The sequence below is a fragment of the Paraconexibacter sp. AEG42_29 genome (genome assembly GCF_040581415.1).
Lineage (GTDB): Bacteria > Actinomycetota > Thermoleophilia > Solirubrobacterales > Solirubrobacteraceae > Paraconexibacter.
Genome location: NZ_CP114014.1, coordinates 1 through 16,909, shown reverse-complemented (window position 1 = coordinate 16,909; position 16,909 = coordinate 1). Strand labels below are relative to the sequence as shown.

The 16,909-nt window shown below is 71.4% G+C and carries 14 protein-coding genes; 4 read left to right on the top strand and 10 right to left on the bottom strand.

Going from position 1 to position 16,909, the window contains the following annotated elements; genetic code table 11:
- From DSM112329_RS00070 to DSM112329_RS00060, 3 genes are all read right to left on the bottom strand, one after another.
- Window positions 1-516, bottom strand: a complete 516-nt coding sequence (locus DSM112329_RS00070; RefSeq protein WP_354699759.1) for an FHA domain-containing protein — start codon at window positions 514-516, stop codon at window positions 1-3.
- A 2-nt stretch (window positions 517-518) separates the two neighbouring features.
- The gene (locus DSM112329_RS00065) at window positions 519-1,349 is read right to left on the bottom strand and encodes a DUF3662 and FHA domain-containing protein (RefSeq protein ID WP_354699758.1); all 831 of its coding nucleotides are present in this window, start codon (window positions 1,347-1,349) and stop codon (window positions 519-521) included.
- Between the two features lie 97 nt (window positions 1,350-1,446).
- Window positions 1,447-3,318, bottom strand: a complete 1,872-nt coding sequence (locus tag DSM112329_RS00060; RefSeq protein ID WP_354699757.1) for a serine/threonine-protein kinase — start codon at window positions 3,316-3,318, stop codon at window positions 1,447-1,449.
- A gap of 161 nt (window positions 3,319-3,479) precedes the next feature.
- Here DSM112329_RS00060 and DSM112329_RS00055 point away from each other — a divergent pair, with 161 nt between their 5' ends.
- The 4 genes from DSM112329_RS00055 to DSM112329_RS00040 all read left to right on the top strand — a co-directional run bounded on the left by DSM112329_RS00055 (window position 3,480) and on the right by DSM112329_RS00040 (window position 6,765).
- Window positions 3,480-4,685 carry a hypothetical protein gene (locus DSM112329_RS00055; RefSeq protein ID WP_354699756.1) on the top strand — a complete coding sequence of 402 codons (1,206 nt, stop codon included), beginning with the start codon at window positions 3,480-3,482 and terminating at the stop codon, window positions 4,683-4,685.
- A gap of 79 nt (window positions 4,686-4,764) precedes the next feature.
- Window positions 4,765-5,301, top strand: a complete 537-nt coding sequence (locus DSM112329_RS00050; RefSeq protein ID WP_354699755.1) for a DUF4446 family protein — start codon at window positions 4,765-4,767, stop codon at window positions 5,299-5,301.
- Window positions 5,298-6,185: a prephenate dehydratase gene (pheA, locus tag DSM112329_RS00045; protein WP_354699754.1), complete on the top strand. Its 888-nt coding sequence runs from the start codon at window positions 5,298-5,300 to the stop codon at window positions 6,183-6,185. Before DSM112329_RS00050 ends, pheA begins: the two co-directional genes overlap by 4 nt.
- Before the next feature lie 58 nt (window positions 6,186-6,243).
- A complete protein-coding gene (locus DSM112329_RS00040; RefSeq protein WP_354699753.1) occupies window positions 6,244-6,765 on the top strand; it encodes an HNH endonuclease in 522 nt (173 codons plus the stop codon).
- Between the two features lies 1 nt (window position 6,766).
- Here the strand turns inward: DSM112329_RS00040 and DSM112329_RS00035 are convergent, their stop codons facing one another.
- The 7 genes from DSM112329_RS00035 to dnaA all read right to left on the bottom strand — a co-directional run bounded on the left by DSM112329_RS00035 (window position 6,767) and on the right by dnaA (window position 16,909).
- Window positions 6,767-7,216, bottom strand: coding sequence for a hypothetical protein (locus DSM112329_RS00035; RefSeq protein WP_354699752.1), 450 nt, complete (start codon window positions 7,214-7,216; stop codon window positions 6,767-6,769).
- Between the two features lie 278 nt (window positions 7,217-7,494).
- Complete coding sequence (gyrA, locus tag DSM112329_RS00030) at window positions 7,495-10,074, bottom strand: DNA gyrase subunit A (RefSeq protein WP_354699751.1); 2,580 nt, start codon at window positions 10,072-10,074, stop codon at window positions 7,495-7,497.
- Between the two features lie 72 nt (window positions 10,075-10,146).
- Complete coding sequence (gene gyrB / locus DSM112329_RS00025; RefSeq protein ID WP_354699750.1) at window positions 10,147-12,573, bottom strand: DNA topoisomerase (ATP-hydrolyzing) subunit B; 2,427 nt, start codon at window positions 12,571-12,573, stop codon at window positions 10,147-10,149.
- Between the two features lie 144 nt (window positions 12,574-12,717).
- Entirely contained in the window at window positions 12,718-13,068 is a 351-nt protein-coding gene (locus DSM112329_RS00020; RefSeq protein ID WP_354699749.1) for a DUF721 domain-containing protein, read from the bottom strand.
- 18 nt (window positions 13,069-13,086) lie between these two features.
- Window positions 13,087-14,211 (bottom strand): DNA replication and repair protein RecF, encoded by a 1,125-nt coding sequence (recF, locus tag DSM112329_RS00015; protein WP_354699748.1) that lies wholly within the window; start codon window positions 14,209-14,211, stop codon window positions 13,087-13,089.
- Between the two features lie 32 nt (window positions 14,212-14,243).
- Window positions 14,244-15,353: a DNA polymerase III subunit beta gene (gene dnaN / locus DSM112329_RS00010; protein WP_354699747.1), complete on the bottom strand. Its 1,110-nt coding sequence runs from the start codon at window positions 15,351-15,353 to the stop codon at window positions 14,244-14,246.
- A gap of 125 nt (window positions 15,354-15,478) precedes the next feature.
- Window positions 15,479-16,909 carry a chromosomal replication initiator protein DnaA gene (gene dnaA / locus DSM112329_RS00005; RefSeq protein ID WP_354699746.1) on the bottom strand — a complete coding sequence of 477 codons (1,431 nt, stop codon included), beginning with the start codon at window positions 16,907-16,909 and terminating at the stop codon, window positions 15,479-15,481.

The following is a 16,909-nucleotide window of genomic DNA, read 5'->3' as shown; positions in this document are numbered from 1 at the left end:
TCAGTCCACCGCGTCCAGGTAGGTGAACTCGCTGTCGCCGATGCGCACGCGGTCGCCCGGGTGCAGCGGCTGCGGGCCGCCGACCAGCTCTTCGTTCAGGTAGGTGCCGTTCGTGGAGCCCAGGTCCTCCAGGATGACGACTCCGCCCTGCCGCGTCAGCCGGGCGTGCCGCGAGGAGGCGAACGGGTCCTCCAGGCGGATCTCCGCCTGGTCCCCGCGTCCGAGCACCGCGCCCGGTCCGACCTCGTACTCCATCCCCGGCGTGTGCCCGGGCGCGCGCTCCACGACCAGCCGCGGATCGAGGCGGTCCAGGGCGGCGGCGTTCCCGCCGCCGGCGGCGTGGATCGAGGTGCCCTCGTCCATCATCGGCGCTGGCGCTCCGCCGCCGTACAGCGCCGGGGTCTGGCTCCCGCGGCGCAGGTCCTTCAGCGCGCTGCGCGAGACCCACAGCAGGAAGATGTAGAGCACGGCGAGGAAGCCGTACTTCAGCATCACCGAAATAGGGTCGAGGATCACGGTCAGTCCACCTCGAAGCCGATGGGGACGGTGCCGAGCTCGACGCGGTCGCCGCCGCTGATCGGCGTCTCGCCGCTGATCTTGCGCCCCGCGACGCGGACGCCGTTCGTCGACCCCAGGTCGGCGACCGTCCAGGTCCCCGACGACTGCGACCAGCGGATCTGCGCGTGTCGGCGGCTGACGTTCGCGTCCGCAAGCACGATCTCGCAGTCGCGGCTGCGGCCGATGACCGCACCGCCGGACGGCACCGGCATGCGCTTGCCCTCCGCGACCACGAAGGCGCGGCGGGGCCGGACGGGCAGCTGAGCCACGTCGGAGCGGTCCTGCTCGAGCGGCTCCTGCACGCGCGCAGCGGTCGAGTAGACCATCGTGTGACCGTGGTCGCCCTGCTCGACGGCCGGCGGCGGCGCCGACGTCCGGCCCGCCGGCCGGGCGCGACCGCCGGCCTCCGCCGGGTCGGCCGCGGGCCGGACCAGGCGCGCCTGGATGCCGAACTCGCCGAGCTGCAGCTGCTGGTCGGTGCGGAACTCGATGACCGGCGTGGAGACCAGGGAGACGCGCTCGCGGCGCGCGTGCTCCAGCAGGTACGCCGACAGCTCGGCGGCGACCTCGTGCTCGACGCCGTCGTAGCGGGCACGGTCCTTCGGCGACAGCCAGACGACGTACTCGTTCGGCACGTAGGTCCGCGAGACCGACACCGTGCGGTGCTCGTCCATCTCCTTCGCGAGCTTGCGGGCGAGCTCGACGGGACGGACCTCCGTCTTGAAGACACGGCCGAACGTGCCCTCGACGAGGCCGGCGATCCTGCTCTCGAGGTTGCGCAGCACGCTCATGTACGGGTCGGGACGCTCGCAGGCGCCGGGTCCATCGTAGTTGCTTCACCTTCGACAGACACCCACGGGGGCCTGCGAGGGTCCCAGTGGGAACGTCCTAATAGCGAGGTCGTGACGCCGCCGCGATCACGGCGATGACCCACGCGAGGATCGCAGCCACGACCACCCCGTGCACCGCGGGGGGTCCGCCGGCCCACGGTAGCGCGCCGGCGACCGCCTGCGTCCCGGCCGCCAGACCGGCCGCCCAGGCCGCCCCGAGCACGATGTCGACGGGTGCCGAGCGCCCCCGCACGACGAACGGCAGCACGGCCGCAGCGAGCCCCCAAACCAGGGCGAGCCCAACGGCGCCGCTGCTCACCAGGGGCACCAGGACGTGCAGGAACGCCTCCTGCGCGCTGCCCTCCCAGCCGCTGCGCGCGTGGACACCCGGCACCGGGCCGATCAGCAGGTCGGTCCCGCTGACGGCCTGCGCTATCAGCGTCCACCACAGGCCCGCGACGCCGAGCACCACCCGATGCGTCAGGCGACGGGCCTGACCGGCGACCGCGGGCCACGCGACGGCAAGGCTCAGGATGCCCAGCACGGGCGCCAGGGCCGGGGCGCTGAGCCAGCCGGGCCGGGCCCGCCAGAGCGCGAGGACCGCGGGCAGGCCGGCCGCGAGGACCAGGACGGCGAGGCCGCTCCACCCCGAGCGCACCCCACCCCGGTTGGCCACCACGCCGTCGCCCAGGCCCACGCCGGGCGACGTCCCCTGCGGTGCCGCCAGCAACCACACCGCGAGCGCGAGGACCAGCAGCAGCGTCCCCAGGCGCGGGACGGCCGCGACCACCGCGGCGACCGCGATCCCGGCCGCCGGCGCCGGGAGCGGCGTCTCGGGGCCGAGCGTCGCCAGCGCCAGCATCGTCAGGCCGCCGGCGCCGAACGCCGCCACCGCGCGGGACCGGGGCGGGCACGCCCGCCAGGCCAGCGGATCCCACGCCTCCCCGCCGGCCGTGTCCTCATGCGCGTCTGGCTCCCAGCCGTCGGCGACCGGGACGACGGCGGCCGCCCGCCGCGCGGCACGGCGGGTCATCCGCGTCACCGGCTCGAGCGCCCCCGCCTCCACCGTCCCCGGCTCGTCGTCGACCGCGGTGGTCGCTCCCTTCAGCGCCGCCCGTAGCGCCGTCAGCTTCCCGCGCACGGCCGGGTCCGGATCCACGGCACGGTCGATCGCGGCGCACAGCTCCCGCGGCAGGTCGCGGCGCAGGCGGTCCAGGTGCGGCAGCCGCTCGCCGACCCGCCGAGCGGTGGCGGCCGGGGTGCGCCCGCGCACCGGGTTCGTCCCGCTGAGCGCCTCGTAGATCACGAGCCCGAGCGCGTAGAGGTCGGTCTGGGCCGTGACCTCGTGGCCCTCGGCCTGCTCGGGCGCCATGTAGGCGAGCGTGCCGACGACGTCCCCCGTCCGGGTCAGGACGTCCTCGTCCAGCAGCATCGCGATGCCGAAGTCGGTGAGCTTGGCGATCCCGGCGCCGGGCTGCGGCTCGTCCGGGACGATGATGTTCTGGGGCTTGACGTCGCGGTGGATCACGCCGCGCGAGTGCGCGTGCGCCAGGGCCGCGCACAGCGCAGCGCCGATCGCGAGGACGTCGCGGTCCGACAGCGCGCCCTCGGCCAGCAGCACCGCGAGCGTGCTGCCGACGACCAGCTCGGACACGAGGTAGACGGCATCCTCGTCGCGGCCGGTCTCGTAGAGCGACACGATCGCCGGGTGTCCGAGCCGTGCGGCGGCCTTCGCCTCGCGCGCCGCGCGGCGCGCCACCGCCTCGTCGTCCACGGCGATCCGCTTGATGGCGACGGGCCGGTCGAGCTTCTCGTCGTGCGCCAGCCAGACGACGCCCATCCCGCCCGCGCCGATCCGCCGCACGCGGCGGTAGCGCCCGAGCACCAGGTCGGGCGGATCCGAGCTCCGGGTATGGGAGACCTGCTGCACCGGGCTTCTGATTCGCCCTGCGGGGGTTCGCGCCTGCTGTCTGGGGGAAGGAAAACCCCTGCTGACGGCAAACTTGCACATTGGTGCCACTTGACCCTCACCGGTCATACTGGCGCCGCGGTGGTCTCGGTCCGATCCCTGACCGCCCCATACTGACTCTGATGTCGTTCTTCGACGACGAACCCACCCGTGCCGCCCCCAGGGCGCGCCCTGCCCCGCGACCGCGCAAACCGGCCGACGCTGGCGCACGCCGTGCACCGGTCCGCGGCGGCGGCTCCGGTGGCGGGTCCGGACCGCGCAGCCCGGGCCGCAGCGGCGGGAGCGCGGCCGACGACCAGACCCTGCTCGTCCGGCGCCTGGTGGCGGGCGGTGGCGGGCTGCTCGTCCTGATCCTGCTGGTGCTCGGGGTGAACGGCTGCCTGAACAGCCGCAAGGACCGGGCGCTCAAGGACTACACGCGCAACGTCGCGACCGTCCTGTCCACCAGTCAGACCGACGTCGCGCTGCCGTTCTTCCAGCTGCTCAACGTGGGGGCCGACAATCCCAGCGACCTGACCGCGTCGGTCCGCCAGTACGCGCTGGCGGCGAACGAGGCGGTCAAGCAGGCCAACGGCTTCGATGTCCCCGACGACATGGTCCGCGCCCAGAACTCGCTGATGCTCGTGCTGCACCTGCGCGCGACGGCGATCTCGAAGATCGCGGACAAGATCGCGGATGCCCAGGCGAAGGGCCGCGACAACGCTGCCGCCGTCGAGTCCGCGCTGAAGCAGATCGCCGGCCAGATGCGGGCGTTCGACGCGTCGGACGTCATCTACACGCAGCGGGTGCGGCCCTACATCCTCGATGCGCTCAAGGCGGCCGGGGTCAGCGGGCCCGATCTGCCAGCCGCGCAGTTCCTGCCGGACATCGGCTGGCTCGACGAGGACAACATCGCCGGCGTCCTGAACGCCCAGCGCGCCGAGGGCGGCACCGGCGCGAACCCCGAGCCGAAGCCCGGTCTGCACGGGCACGGCCTGATCTCGGTCGCGGTCGGCGACACCGTGCTCGCCCCGTCGCCGGCGACCAATAGGCCGGCCGTCGGCGCGTCCGCGACGTTCAACGTGAAGATCGCCAACCAGGGCGACAACGACGAGACGGACGTCATCGTCCGGGTCTCGATCAAGGCCGGCGCGGCGAAGGCGGTCGTCGGCACGCGGACGGTCGCATCGACGAAGTCCAAGACGGAGACCGTCGTCCCGGTCACGGTCGCGAACCCGCCGACCGGCAACCCGGCGATCCTGACCGCCGAGGTCGTCAAGGTCCCCGGCGAGAAGACGCTGGACCCCGACAACAACAAGCAGACGTACACCGTCCTGTTCAGCAGGTGAGCGCGCGGCGGGCAGTCGCTCGCGCCCGCCGCCCGGCGCGGACCGGGGTCTGGCCCCGTCGCCCCTATCCTTCGGCTCCGTGGACGACCTGACCTCCACCACCGGTGCCGTCGCCCTCGCGGCGGCGGTTCTCGCCCTCGCCGCCCTGATCGTGGGCGTCGTCGCGCTTGTCCGGCTGCGGCGCCTGCGCGCGGACCAGTCGCTCGTCCTCGGCGAGAGCGGCGCCGAGGACCTGGTCGGCCACGCCGCCGGGCTGGGCCGCGAGTTCCGCGCCCTGCACGGCTACGTGGAGGACATGGCCGCGCACCTCACGGGGCGGCTGGACGTGGTGGAGGACCGCCTCGACGGCGCGATCGCCCACACGAGCCTGGTCCGGTACGACGCCTACAACGAGATGTCCGGCCGGCAGTCGACGACGCTCGCGCTGCTCGACGCGCGCAAGAGCGGCATCGTCATCTCGACGATCCACCACCGCGACACGGCGCGGATGTACGTCAAGCGGGTGATCGACGGGCGCGGGGAGTTGGTGCTCTCACCCGAGGAGGACGAGGCTATCCGCCTCGCGCTGTCGACCGACCGGCCCGTGACCGTCCACTTCGACGAGGACGAGGCGTGAGGACCGGCTACCTCGGTCCCGAAGGCACCTTCTCCCACGAGGCGCTCCTGGCCGCGGGCCTGCAGGACGTCGACGCGGTGGCGCTCAGCAGCGTGCACGACGTCGTCGTCGCGGTGCAGGACGGGCGGGTCCGGCGCGCCATCGTCCCGATCGAGAACGCACTCGAGGGCGCCGTCAACCCGACCCTCGACGCGCTGACGTTCGACGCGCCCGACGTCGTCCTGACCGGCGAGCTCGTCCTCGCCGTCCACCACCTGCTGCTCGCCGCCGGGCCGACGCCGATCGATGGGCTCGAGGTCGTGGTGTCGCACCCGCAGCCGCTGGCGCAGTGCGCCGCCTCGCTCCGCGCCCTGGCCCCCCGCGCCACGCCCGTGGTGGCGTCGTCGACAGCGCAGGCAGTGCAGGACGTCGTGGCCGAGGGCGGCCCGCGCGCGGCGATCGGCACCGCTGCCGCCGCCCGCGTGTACGGCGCGCACATCCTCGCCGAGGGGCTGGAGGACGAGCCCGGCAACGCGACGCGGTTCGTCTGGCTCGCCCGTGCGGGCGACGCCGACGCCGTCCCGCCCCACGATCCGGCGGCGCCCGCCCGGACCTCGGTCGTCTTCCATGGCGACGGGGACACGACGTCCGGCTGGCTCGTGCGGTGCCTGTCGGAGCTGGCGTCGCGCGGCGTGAACCTGACGAAGATCCAGTCGCGCCCGCTTCGGTCGGCGCTCGGGCACTACCTCTTCCACGTCGATCTGGACGGTCGCGCGGACGATCCGCAGGTCGCCGCCGCGCTCAGCGCGTTGTCGACACATTGTGAAACGGTGCGGATCCTCGGCACGTATGCCGCCGCGGGCGCTACTATCCGCGCTGGCCATGGGGGCGACCACACCACCTGACCCATTGAGGTTCACGTCGCCCGATGAGCACCGGCGACGTGGACGTGATGGTGGCCGTGTGCTGGTGCTCAACGCGACGTACGAACCGATCAACGTCTGCACGGTCCGTCGCGCCGCCGTCCTGCTGTTGAAGGACAAGGCCGAGGTCATCGAGGGCGGTACCGGCGAGCTGCACTCCGAGCGCACCTCGATCGTCAGGCCGCTGGTGATCCGGTTGCTGTCGTTCGTGAAGCTCCCGCGTGACCGGCACCGTCGCAAGATCACCCGGCGCGCCGTCTTCGCCCGGGACGACTGGACGTGCCAGTACTGCGGGTCGCGCAGCGGCCTGACCGTCGATCACGTCATCCCCAGGTCCAAGGGCGGCTCGTCCGACTGGAACAACATCGTGGCCTGCTGCGCGCCGTGCAACCGCCGCAAGGGCGACCGCCTCCCCGCGCAGGCCAACATGCATCCTGCCTGCGTGCCCGGACCGCCGAGCCCGAACGTCTTCATCCAGGTCGCCAGCCCGCGGATCCCGGCGGCCTGGCAGCAGTGGCTCCCGGACCTCGCGCCGCAGCCGCTGACGGCCGACGCGGCCTGACCTACGGACGGTCCCGCGGCGGCCCGGCGGGCCGGGTCCGCACGAGTCCGGGCGACGACGACACCGGCGGACGCGACGCGGGGGACGGGACCGCCGGCGCCGGCTGCGCGCCGCCCGCGTAGAGGTCGGGGGTCGCAGCCGCGTCCGGCCGGGCGATCCGGCGCTCGGCGCCGACCAGCGCCTGCGCCGTCTCCTGACCCGGCTGTGGCGGGCCGGGCACCGCCGCAGGCTCCGGTGCCGCAGCCGGCGCGGCGGGCGGGCGGGTCGGCGCCGACGGTGCCGCAGCCGCTGGACCGGCCAGGCGGACGGGCGCGTCCGCTGGCGTGAGGGGCCGGCGGTGACGGACGAGGACCGCGACCGCGATCAGCACGCCCACGGCCAGGACGATGGCGAGCGCCGTCCCGTTCGACACGACGGCGGCGACGGCGGGGGCAGCGAGAGAAGCGGGCATCGTCAGCATCGTAGAACGACGAAGGGCCCCGTCGACACGGGGCCCTTCGCGTTCAGCACTGACTGGAAAAACCTCGATCAGCTGAGTACTCGCCGGTAGGACCAGGTCCGGCAGCCGATCAAGGGGTGGCCCGGTTGGATTCCGCAAAGCGGCTCCAGCCATTCCGGCTTAGCGGCCGGTCACCTCCAGGGTCCCGCAAAAACTGTGACTACAGATTTGGACCACCTCCTTTCTCTGGTGCGGAAAAGATACCAATGGTCCGGACGGAACTCGAACGCCTACTCCTCGTCAGGCGCGTCCGCAGCCTCCGCGTCGACGGCGGGTGCCGTCGGTTCGAGCCCCTCGACCGACGGATCGGCGATGACCTCGATCCCGTCGGGCGCGAGCTCGTCCGGGGTCTCCACCGCGGAGCTGTCGGACTCGACCACCAGGGCGACGGCCGACACGCGGTCATCGTCCTTGACGTTCATCACGCGCACGCCGGTCGCCGAACGACCCTGCTGCGAGATGCCGCGCACGGCGGTCCGCTGGACCATGCCGCCCTCGGAGATGAACACGAGCTCGTGGTGCGCCTTGACCACGAGCGCGCCCGCGACGCGCCCCTTCGCCTCGGTGAGCCCGATCGTCTTGACGCCCTTCGCGCCGCGCGAGGTCTTGCGGTACTGCTCGATCTTCGTGCGCTTGCCGTAGCCGTTCTCGGTGATGACGAGCAGGTCCTGGTCGTCGCGGGCGACGTCCATGGCGATGACCTCGCCCTTGGGCCCGACGTCCATCCCGCGCACGCCGGAGGTGTCGCGGCCCATGGCGCGGGCGTCGTCCTCCGCGAAGCGCACGGTGAGGCCGGCGCGGGACGCCATGATGACCTCGTCGCCCTCGTCGACGTTGCGGACGGCGACCAGCTCGTCGTCGTCGCGGATCTTGATGGCGATGATGCCGTCGGCCTTGATCGGCGTGTTGTACGCCTGCAGCTCGGTCTTCTTCACGGTGCCCGACTTCGTCGCGAAGATCAGGTAGGCGGTCTCCTCGAACTTGCGCGTGGAGAGCACCGACTGGATCCGCTCGCCCTCGCGCAGCGGCAGGATGTTGACGAGCGCGCGGCCCTTCGCCGTGCGCTGCGCCTCCGGCAGCTCGTAGACCTTGGACCGGTAGACCTTGCCGCGGTTGGAGAAGAACAAGAGGAAGTCGTGCGACGAGCACACGAAGAGGTGCTCGATGTAGTCGCCGTCCTTCATGTCCATCCCGGTCACGCCGCGGCCGCCGCGCTGCTGCTGACGGTAGGTCGTCAGCGGGAGCGACTTGATGTAGCCGGTCTTCGTGATCGTGATGACCATCTGCTGGTCGGCGATCAGGTCCTCGATGTCGAGGTCGTCCTCGGTGGGGGAGATGAGCGTGCGGCGCTCGTCGCCGTACGCCTCGCGGATCTCGCCGAGCTCCTCCTTGATGAGGGCCAGGACGGCGCTCTCGTCGCCCAGCAGCGCGCGGAGCTCCGCGATGCGCTCGGTGACGTCGGCGTGCTCCTTCTTGATCGCGTCGCTCTCGAGCGCGGTCAGCTGCGACAGGCGCAGGGCGAGGATCGCCTCGGCCTGGATCGTCGAGAGGCCGAACCGCTCGATGAGCTGCGAGCGGGCGGTGTCGCGGTCCTTCGACGCGCGGATCAGGTTGATGATCGCGTCGAGGTTGTCGAGCGCGATGAGCAGGCCCTCGAGCACGTGGGCCCGGGCCTCCTTCTGCGCGAGCTCGTACTTCGCGCGGCGGACGACGACCTCGCGCTGGTGCACGATGTAGGCGTGCAGCAGGTCCTTCAGCGGCAGCGTCTTCGGGACGCCGTCGACCAGGGCGACCGTGTTCACACCGAACGTCGACTGCATCGCGGTGTGCTTGAAGAGCTTGTTCAGCGCGACCTTGGGGATCACGTCGCGCTTGAGCGTGATCACCAGGCGCATGCCGTTGCGGTCGGACTCGTCCTGGATGTCGGAGATCTCGGAGATCTTCTTGTCGTGGACGAGGTCGGCGATCTTCACGATCAGCCCGCTCTCGCCGCCCTTCTTCACCTGGTAGGGCAGCTCGGTGACGATCAGCGCCTCCTTGCCCTTGCCGATGTCCTCCACGCCGACGCGGGCGCGGACCCGGACCCGGCCGCGGCCGGTCTCGTAGGCGTCGCGGATCCCGCCGTAGCCGAGGATCACGCCGCCGGTGGGGAAGTCGGGGCCCTTGATGTGCTCCATCAGGCCGTCGAGGGAGATCTCGGGGTCGTCGATGAAGGCGACCGTCGCGTCGATGACCTCGCGCAGGTTGTGCGGCGGGATGTTCGTCGCCATGCCGACGGCGATGCCGGATGAGCCGTTGACGAGCAGGTTCGGGAAGCGGGCGGGGAGGACCAGCGGCTCGCGGCGGGAGCCGTCGTAGTTCGGCCCGAAGTCGACCGTGTCCATGTCCAGGTCGCGGAGCATCTCCGTGGCCATCCGGGTCAGGCGCGCCTCGGTGTACCGCATGGCGGCGGCCGGGTCGTCGTCGACCGAGCCGAAGTTGCCCTGTCCATCGACGAGCGGGTAGCGCATCGAGAAGTCCTGGGCCATGCGGACCAGGGCGTCGTAGATCGCCGAGTCGCCATGGGGGTGGTAGTTGCCCATGACCTCCCCGACGATCTTCGCGCACTTGGAGTACGGCCGGTTCGGCTGCAGACCGAGGTCGTTCATCCCGAAGAGGACCCGGCGGTGGACGGGCTTCAGCCCGTCGCGCACGTCCGGCAGCGCGCGGCCGACGATGACGGACATCGCGTAGTCGAGGTACGCGCTGCGCATCTCGTCCTCGAGCGCGCGCGGCTCGATGTTGCCGCCGTCAAGGGTGTCAATCGCCATCGTGGGTCACCTGCTTCTTCGTCGCTTTGCGGGTCCTGCGGTGCGGCCGGCGGCCGGGGATCGGGGTCACGATCAGACGTCGATCGTCGCGGCGAGCGCGTTGTCCTCGATGAACTGCTTGCGGAACTCGACGACGTCGCCCATCAGCTTGGAGAAGATCTGATCGGCTTCGGCGGCGTCCTCGATCGACACCTGCGCGAGCGTGCGGCTCTCGGGGTTCATCGTCGTCGTGGCGAGCTGCTCGGCGTTCATCTCGCCGAGGCCCTTGAAGCGGTTGAGCGTGATGCCGCGCTGCGCGACGGACATGACCGAGCGGCGCAGCTCCTCGAACGTGGTGGCGTCCTCGGTGCGGTCGGCCAGGGTCACGCTGAACGCGGGGGTGCCGGCCAGCTCGACGAGCTGCGCGTGGATCTTCACGTACTGCCGGTACTCGGCGGAGTCGAACAGGGACCGCCGGATCCGGTGGGTGGACGCAAGGCCGGTCTTGACCTCGACGCCCTTGACCAGGATCAGCTCCTCGGACTCCTCGAGCAGTTGCGTGGCGATGATCGCCCCGGCCGCTGCTTCGCGGACGAAGATCGCCCGCGCTGCGGCCAGGTCGGCCGCCTGCTCGGCGAGCAGCCCGCTCTCGGTGAGGAAGCGGACGACGTCCTGTCCGTGGGCGGCGCGGAGCGTGGATCCCCAGCCCTCGAACTGCTTGAGCAGGCGGTTGTACCGCTGCCAGCGCGCGTCGGTGAGCTTGAACGAGCCACCCTTGCTGTCCGTGATCTCGTACTGCTCGAAGCGCTCCGCCAGGAGCACCTCCTCGAGCTCGGACTCCTTCTCGATGTACCGCTCCTTGCCGCCGCGCAGCTTCAGCTTGTACAGCGGCGGCTTCGCGATGTAGATGAACCCGGCCTCGAAGAGCTCGGGCATCTCGCGGAACAGCAGCGTCAGGATGAGCGTGCGGATGTGGGCGCCGTCGACGTCGGCGTCCGTCATCAGGATGATCTTGTGGTACCGGGCGTTGGCGATGTCGAACTCGTCGCGGACGCCGGTGCCGATCGCGGTGATGAGCGCCTGGACCTCGTTGTTGCCGAGGACCTTGTCGATGCGGGCGCGCTCGACGTTGAGGATCTTGCCGCGCAGCGGCAGCACCGCCTGCGTGTGACGGTCGCGGCCCTGCTTCGCGGAGCCGCCGGCGGAGTCACCCTCGACGATGAAGATCTCGGCCAGGGACGGGTCCTTGACCGAGCAGTCGGCGAGCTTGCCGGGCAGGCGCGAGTTCTCGAGCGCGCTCTTGCGCCGGGTCAGGTCGCGGGCCTTGCGGGCGGCGGACCGTGCCTGCGAGGCCTGGACGGCCTTCATGATCGCGGCCTTCGCCTCCTGCGGGTTCTCCTCCAGGAACTCGGCGAGCTTCGCGTTGACGACGGAGGCGACGAAGCCCTCCATGCCGGGGTTGCCGAGCTTCGTCTTCGTCTGGCCCTCGAACTGCGGGTCGGCGAGCTTGACGGAGATGACGGCGGTCAGGCCCTCGCGGTAGTCCTCGCCGGTGAGGTTGACCTCCTTCTCCTTCAGGAGGTTCTTCTCCCGCGCGTACGCGTTCATCGTGCGGGTCAGCGCCGAGCGGAAGCCCGACATGTGCGAGCCGCCCTCGTGCGTGTTGATGTTGTTCGCGAACGAGAAGACCGACTCTTGGTAGGAGCCGTTCCACTGCATGGCGACCTCGGCGTAGCCGTCCTTCTCGGAGTCGCCTTCGAAGTAGATGACCTTCTTGCCGACGAGCTCCTTGCCCTCGTTCAGGTGGCTGACGAAGTCGCGGATGCCGCCCTCGGCGTGGAACTCGACGCGCTTGCCCTCGCCACGCTCGTCGGTCAGCGTGATCCGCAGGCCGCGGGTCAGGAACGACGTCTCGCGCAGGCGCGTCTCGAGCGTCTGCCAGTCGTACTCGGTGGTCTCGAAGATCGTCGAGTCGGGGAGGAACGTCATCGACGTCCCGGTCTCCTTCGTCGCTTCGTTCTGACGCAGGTCGTGCTGCGGCGTGCCACGGGCGTACTCCTGCGAGAAGCGGAAGCCGTCGCGGCGCACGTCGATCGTCAGCCGCTCGGAGAGCGCGTTGACGACGGATGCGCCGACGCCGTGCAGGCCGCCAGACACCTTGTAGCCGCCGCCGTCGCCGAACTTGCCGCCTGCGTGCAGCACGGTGAGGATGACCTCGACCGCCGGCCGACCCTCCTTGGCCATGTTCGACACCGGGATGCCACGGCCGTCGTCGGCCACCGTGATCGAGTTGTCCGGGTGGATCGTGACGTCGACCTGCGAGCAGTTGCCCGCCAGCGCCTCGTCGACAGAGTTGTCGACGATCTCGTAGACCAGGTGATGCAGGCCTCGTACACCGGTCGAGCCGATGTACATGCCGGGGCGCTTGCGCACGGCTTCGAGGCCTTCGAGGACGGTGATGTCCTGTGCGTCGTAGCTCCCCGAACTCGAGGGCTTGTCGTTGTCAGCGTCGCGAGCCACGCAGTCCTCCGTTAGACGTGAAAAGCCCCGGCGGCGCGTCGGATGACGCTGGGCCGGGGCAGGTGTTGCACTCGGTCAGAACTATAGCACACAGGACCCGCTCTCCAGTGTGCATAACTCTGCAGAAAGCCCTGCAAATCAGCGTTATTTGCGTTCCGTCTTCCGCCGCGGGCGGCGCTGGCGCGCCCAAGCGGCCGAGTCGGTGGCCCGGCAGCGCAGTTCACGGACCGTCCCCGGGCCCAGTTCCGCGTTCAGGCGGTCGATGAGCTCGTAGGCCAGGAGGTCCATCTCCTGGGCCCAGACCGCTGCGTCACAGGTCACCGTCACCACGCCGTCCCCGCTCATCGCGGTCGGTGTGGCGTGGGGGGTCAGGACGGGCCCGACCACCCCGGGCCACACCCGCTGCAGGCGGGCCAGCGGCGTCTTGGGCTCCACGCGGGCGAGGACGCCGTCCAGCGCCGACGTCATCGACCGGGGCCCGGGCCTATGACGCACGACTCGGCCTCCGCTGTCTCATGCCGCTTCCTCCCGCGGGACGCCGGCGAGCGCGTCGACCTCGACGGATCCCGGCGTCACGGCGAGCCGGACCACGCCGGCCGCGTCCGCGCCCGGGACGTGGGCCAGGTCCGTGGTCGTGATCAGCGACTGCCCCGCGCGTGTGATGCGCTCGACCAGCAGGCCGCGGCGGTCGGCGTCGAGCTCGCTCATCACGTCGTCCAGCAGCAGCAGGGGCGGCGCGCCGCGCTCGGCGGTGAGGACGTCGCGCTCGGCGAGCAGCAGGGCCAGCAGGCCGAGCCGTTGCTCGCCCTGGGAGCCGTAGGTCCGCAGCTCCCGGCCGTCCCGCAGCAGCGCCAGGTCGTCGCGATGCGGGCCGTGGCCCGTGAAGCCGCGGTCCAGGTCGCTGTCGATCCGCTCGGCGAGCTCGGCGGCGAACTCCACCGCCGTCGCGGCCTTCGAGCGCGGCCGGTAGCGCAGCTCGGGGACGCCGGCGAGGCCCAGCTCCGCAGCCACCTCGGCGAACGGCTGCTGCAGCAGGTCGATCGCCTTGGCCCGGTCCTCGCGCAGCGTGATCGCGTGCCGGCCCAGCTCCAGGTCCCAGGCGCCGAGCTGATCGCGGCCACCGCGCCCGTGCCGCAGCCGACCGAGCAGCGCGTTGCGCTGGGCGAGCGCCTGCCGGTACGCCGTCCGATGCGACGTCCGGCCGGGCCACAGGGCGGTGATGACCGCGTCCAGGTGCGACCGGCGCAGCGCCGGTGGGCCCTTGACCAGCTCCAGGCGGTCGGGGAGGAAGACGCTGACGAGGGGCCGGACGGGCGCGTCGAGCAACCGGGCCACCGGAACGCCGTCGACCTTGATCCGCTTGTCCTCGCCGGGCTGGAACCCGACGGCCAGGGTGTGCCGGCCGTCGCGGTCCTCGCCGTCCACCTCGACCCGCGCCGCGGTCTGATCGAAGCGCAGCACCTCGCGCTCGTTCGACGTCCGGCACGAGCGGGCGGTGCAGCCGAAGTACAGGCCCTCCAGCAGGTTGGTCTTCCCCGCGCCGTTGCGCCCGTGCACGACCGTCAGCCCCGGACCGAGCGGGACCTGGACCCGGTCGTACGTCCGGAAGTCCCGCAGGCTGAGGCGGGTGACGATCACGCGGGACGTTGGGGGTGGGTGGGGAAAATCGGTTAGACGTTCAGCCGGATCGGCATGATCAGGTAGAGGAACCCGCTGCCGTCCCCGGACTCGATCAGGCCCGGGCGCAGGGGGCTGATGAGCTTCAGGACGACGTCGTCCGAGCCGACGCTGTCCAGGCCGTCCTTGAGGTACTCCGGGTTGAACCCGATCTCGAACGCCTCGCCGGTGAACGGGATCGGCAGCGGCTCGCTGGCCTCGCCGACGTCCGGTGTCCGGGCCGAGACGGTGAGCTGCCCCTCGGTGAACGACAGCCGCAGCGGCGCGTTCTTCTGCGCCATCAGGCTGATGCGCTTCACGACGCCCGCGAGCTCGTCGCCCGGCACGTGCAGCTCGTGCTCGTAGGTGTCGGGGAGCAGCTGGCGGTAGTTGGGGAACTGGCCGTCGATCAGCCGTGAGGAGAGCGTGGCGGCGCCGTGCTCGAAGATGATCTGGTTCTCGCGGACCGTGATGCGGACGTCCGGATCGTCCGAGCCGGCGATCAGCCGGCGGAGCTCCTGGAGCGCACGGACGGGGACGTTGGCCTCGAGCTCGCCGACCAGCGGCGCCTCGAGCACCGTCTCCTTGACGCTCAGGCGGTAGGAGTCGGTCGCGACCATCCGCAGCTGTGTCCCGGAGGCGGAGACCAGGACACCGGTGAGGATCGGGCGCGTCTCGTCCTTCGAGGCAGAACGCTCGACCCGGTCGATGGTGGCGTCCAGCGGCAAAGCGGGGACCTGGACGACGCTGTCGCCGCCGGGCGTCGGCAGCGGCGGGAAGTCCTCGGCGCGGAGCGTCCGCAGGTGGAACCGCGCGGGCCCGGCGATGATCTCGACGTCCTGCTCGGCAGCGCGGAGCTCCAGGGAGACGGGGCCGGTCGGGAGCTGGCGGGCGACGTCGAGCAGCAGCCGCGCGGGAAGGACGACGGTGCCCTCACGTTCGACGGTCGCCTCGAGCGGCACGCGGAGCGCGAGCTCCATGTCGGTGGCACGGAGCTCGACGGTGGTGCCGGCGGCGTCGAGCTGGACGCCGGAGAGGGCCTGGACGGCGCTGCGGGTCGAGGCGACACGAGAGGCGGTCTGCAGCTGTCCGAGCAGCTGCTGGCTCGTGGTGGAGAGCTTCACGAAAAGAACCTCTGATCAGGATTAGACGTCATAGGTGGTGTGTAGATGTGCACAGATCCGTCAAACCGCTGCTGCGACCGGGAAAAGGGCGCACACCGCCAGCATGGGAGCGGTGCATGAGTCTGTCAGTCCTGCCGGTCGGGATGGGCGGCCCGGAGTTGTGCACTGAGGGTGTGCACAGCGTCGTAGGCCTCGCGGTCGGTCGCGATGCGCTTCGTCGTGGCCTTCACCGCGTGCATCACGGTGGTGTGCCCACGGCCGCCGAACTGCTTGCCGATGGCCGGCAGGGTCTCGGCCGTGTGCTCCCGCGCGAGGTACATGGCGACCTGCCGGGGCCACGCCAGACGGGCGCTGCGGCCGGGCGACAGGAGCTCGGTGCGGGTGAGGGAGAACGTCTGGCAGACGAGGTCCTGGATCGCGCCGACGGTCACGGCAGGGCTCGGCGGGCGGCCCCGCCGGGACGCCCCGGGGGTGTCGCTGCCGGTGGCCTCGCGGCGGTAGAGCCCGCGCAGGACCTCGTCGGCGAGGTCGCAGTCGAGCGCGCGGCCGGTCAGCGAGGCGAAGGCGACCACGCGGATGAGCGCGCCCTCGAGCGCGCGGATCGACTCGGTGACGGTGTCGGCGACGAGGGGGAGGACGCCCGGGTCGTCGATGCGGATGCCGTCGTGGTGGACGCGCTTGCGCAGGACGGTCAGCCGGGTGGCGAGGTCGGGCGCGCCGATGTCCGCCACGAGGCCGGAGGCGAAGCGCGCGCGCATCCGGTCCTCGAGGTCGTCGAGGTCGCCGGGGAGGCGGTCGGAGGTCATCACGAGCTGGCTGCCGGCCTCGTGGAGCGCGTTGAAGGTGTGGAAGAACTCCTCCTCCGTCCTGACCTTGGACTGCAGGAACTGGATGTCGTCGATGAGGAGGACGTCGGCGTGGCGGTAGCGGCCCTTGAAGCGATCCATCGCCGAGCCGCCCTTCTTGAGGGAGAAGACGAACTCGTTCGTGAACCGCTCGACGGTCGTGTAGCGGACGGTGAGCCCGCCACCGTAGCGCTCGACGTAGTTGCCGATGGCGTGGAGCAGGTGGGTCTTACCGACGCCGGGGGGGCCGTAGATGAAGAGCGGGTTGTACGCCTGGCCGGGGAGCTCGGCGACCGCGAGGGCCGACGCATGGGCGAAGCGGTTCGTGTCGCCGATGACGAACTGGTCGAAGCAGAACTTGGGGTTGAGCGGGACCTCGCGCTCGTCGCCCGCGGGTTCCTGGGAGGGCTCCGCCGGGCGGCGCGAGGGTGTGCGCCGCGCGTCGCGGGCCGCCGCGATGGGTTCCGCGTCGGCGTCGAGCTGGACCCGGACCGGGCGCGCGAGGACGGTCGTCGCGGCGCTGTCCAGCACGCCGCTGAACCGGTCGGCGACCCAGGCGCTGAGCTCCGCCGGGACGCGGACGTGCAGCACCTCGCCGAGCAGGTCGACGGGCTGGATCGGCGCGAGCCAGATCTCGTAGGTGGAGAGGCCGACGGTGGACTGCAGTTCCGCCTGGATCTCGAGCCAGATATGCGAGAGGTCCAGGCTCAC

Excerpts from the sequence above, each read along its gene's own strand:
- DSM112329_RS00065 (WP_354699758.1), bottom strand. The coding sequence starts at position 1,349 with ATGAGCGTGCTGCGCAACCTCGAGAGCAGGATCGCCGGCCTCGTCGAG.
- DSM112329_RS00055 (WP_354699756.1), top strand. The coding sequence starts at position 3,480 with ATGTCGTTCTTCGACGACGAACCCACCCGTGCCGCCCCCAGGGCGCGC.
- DSM112329_RS00035 (WP_354699752.1), bottom strand. The coding sequence starts at position 7,216 with ATGCCCGCTTCTCTCGCTGCCCCCGCCGTCGCCGCCGTCGTGTCGAAC.
- gyrA (WP_354699751.1), bottom strand. The coding sequence starts at position 10,074 with ATGGCGATTGACACCCTTGACGGCGGCAACATCGAGCCGCGCGCGCTC.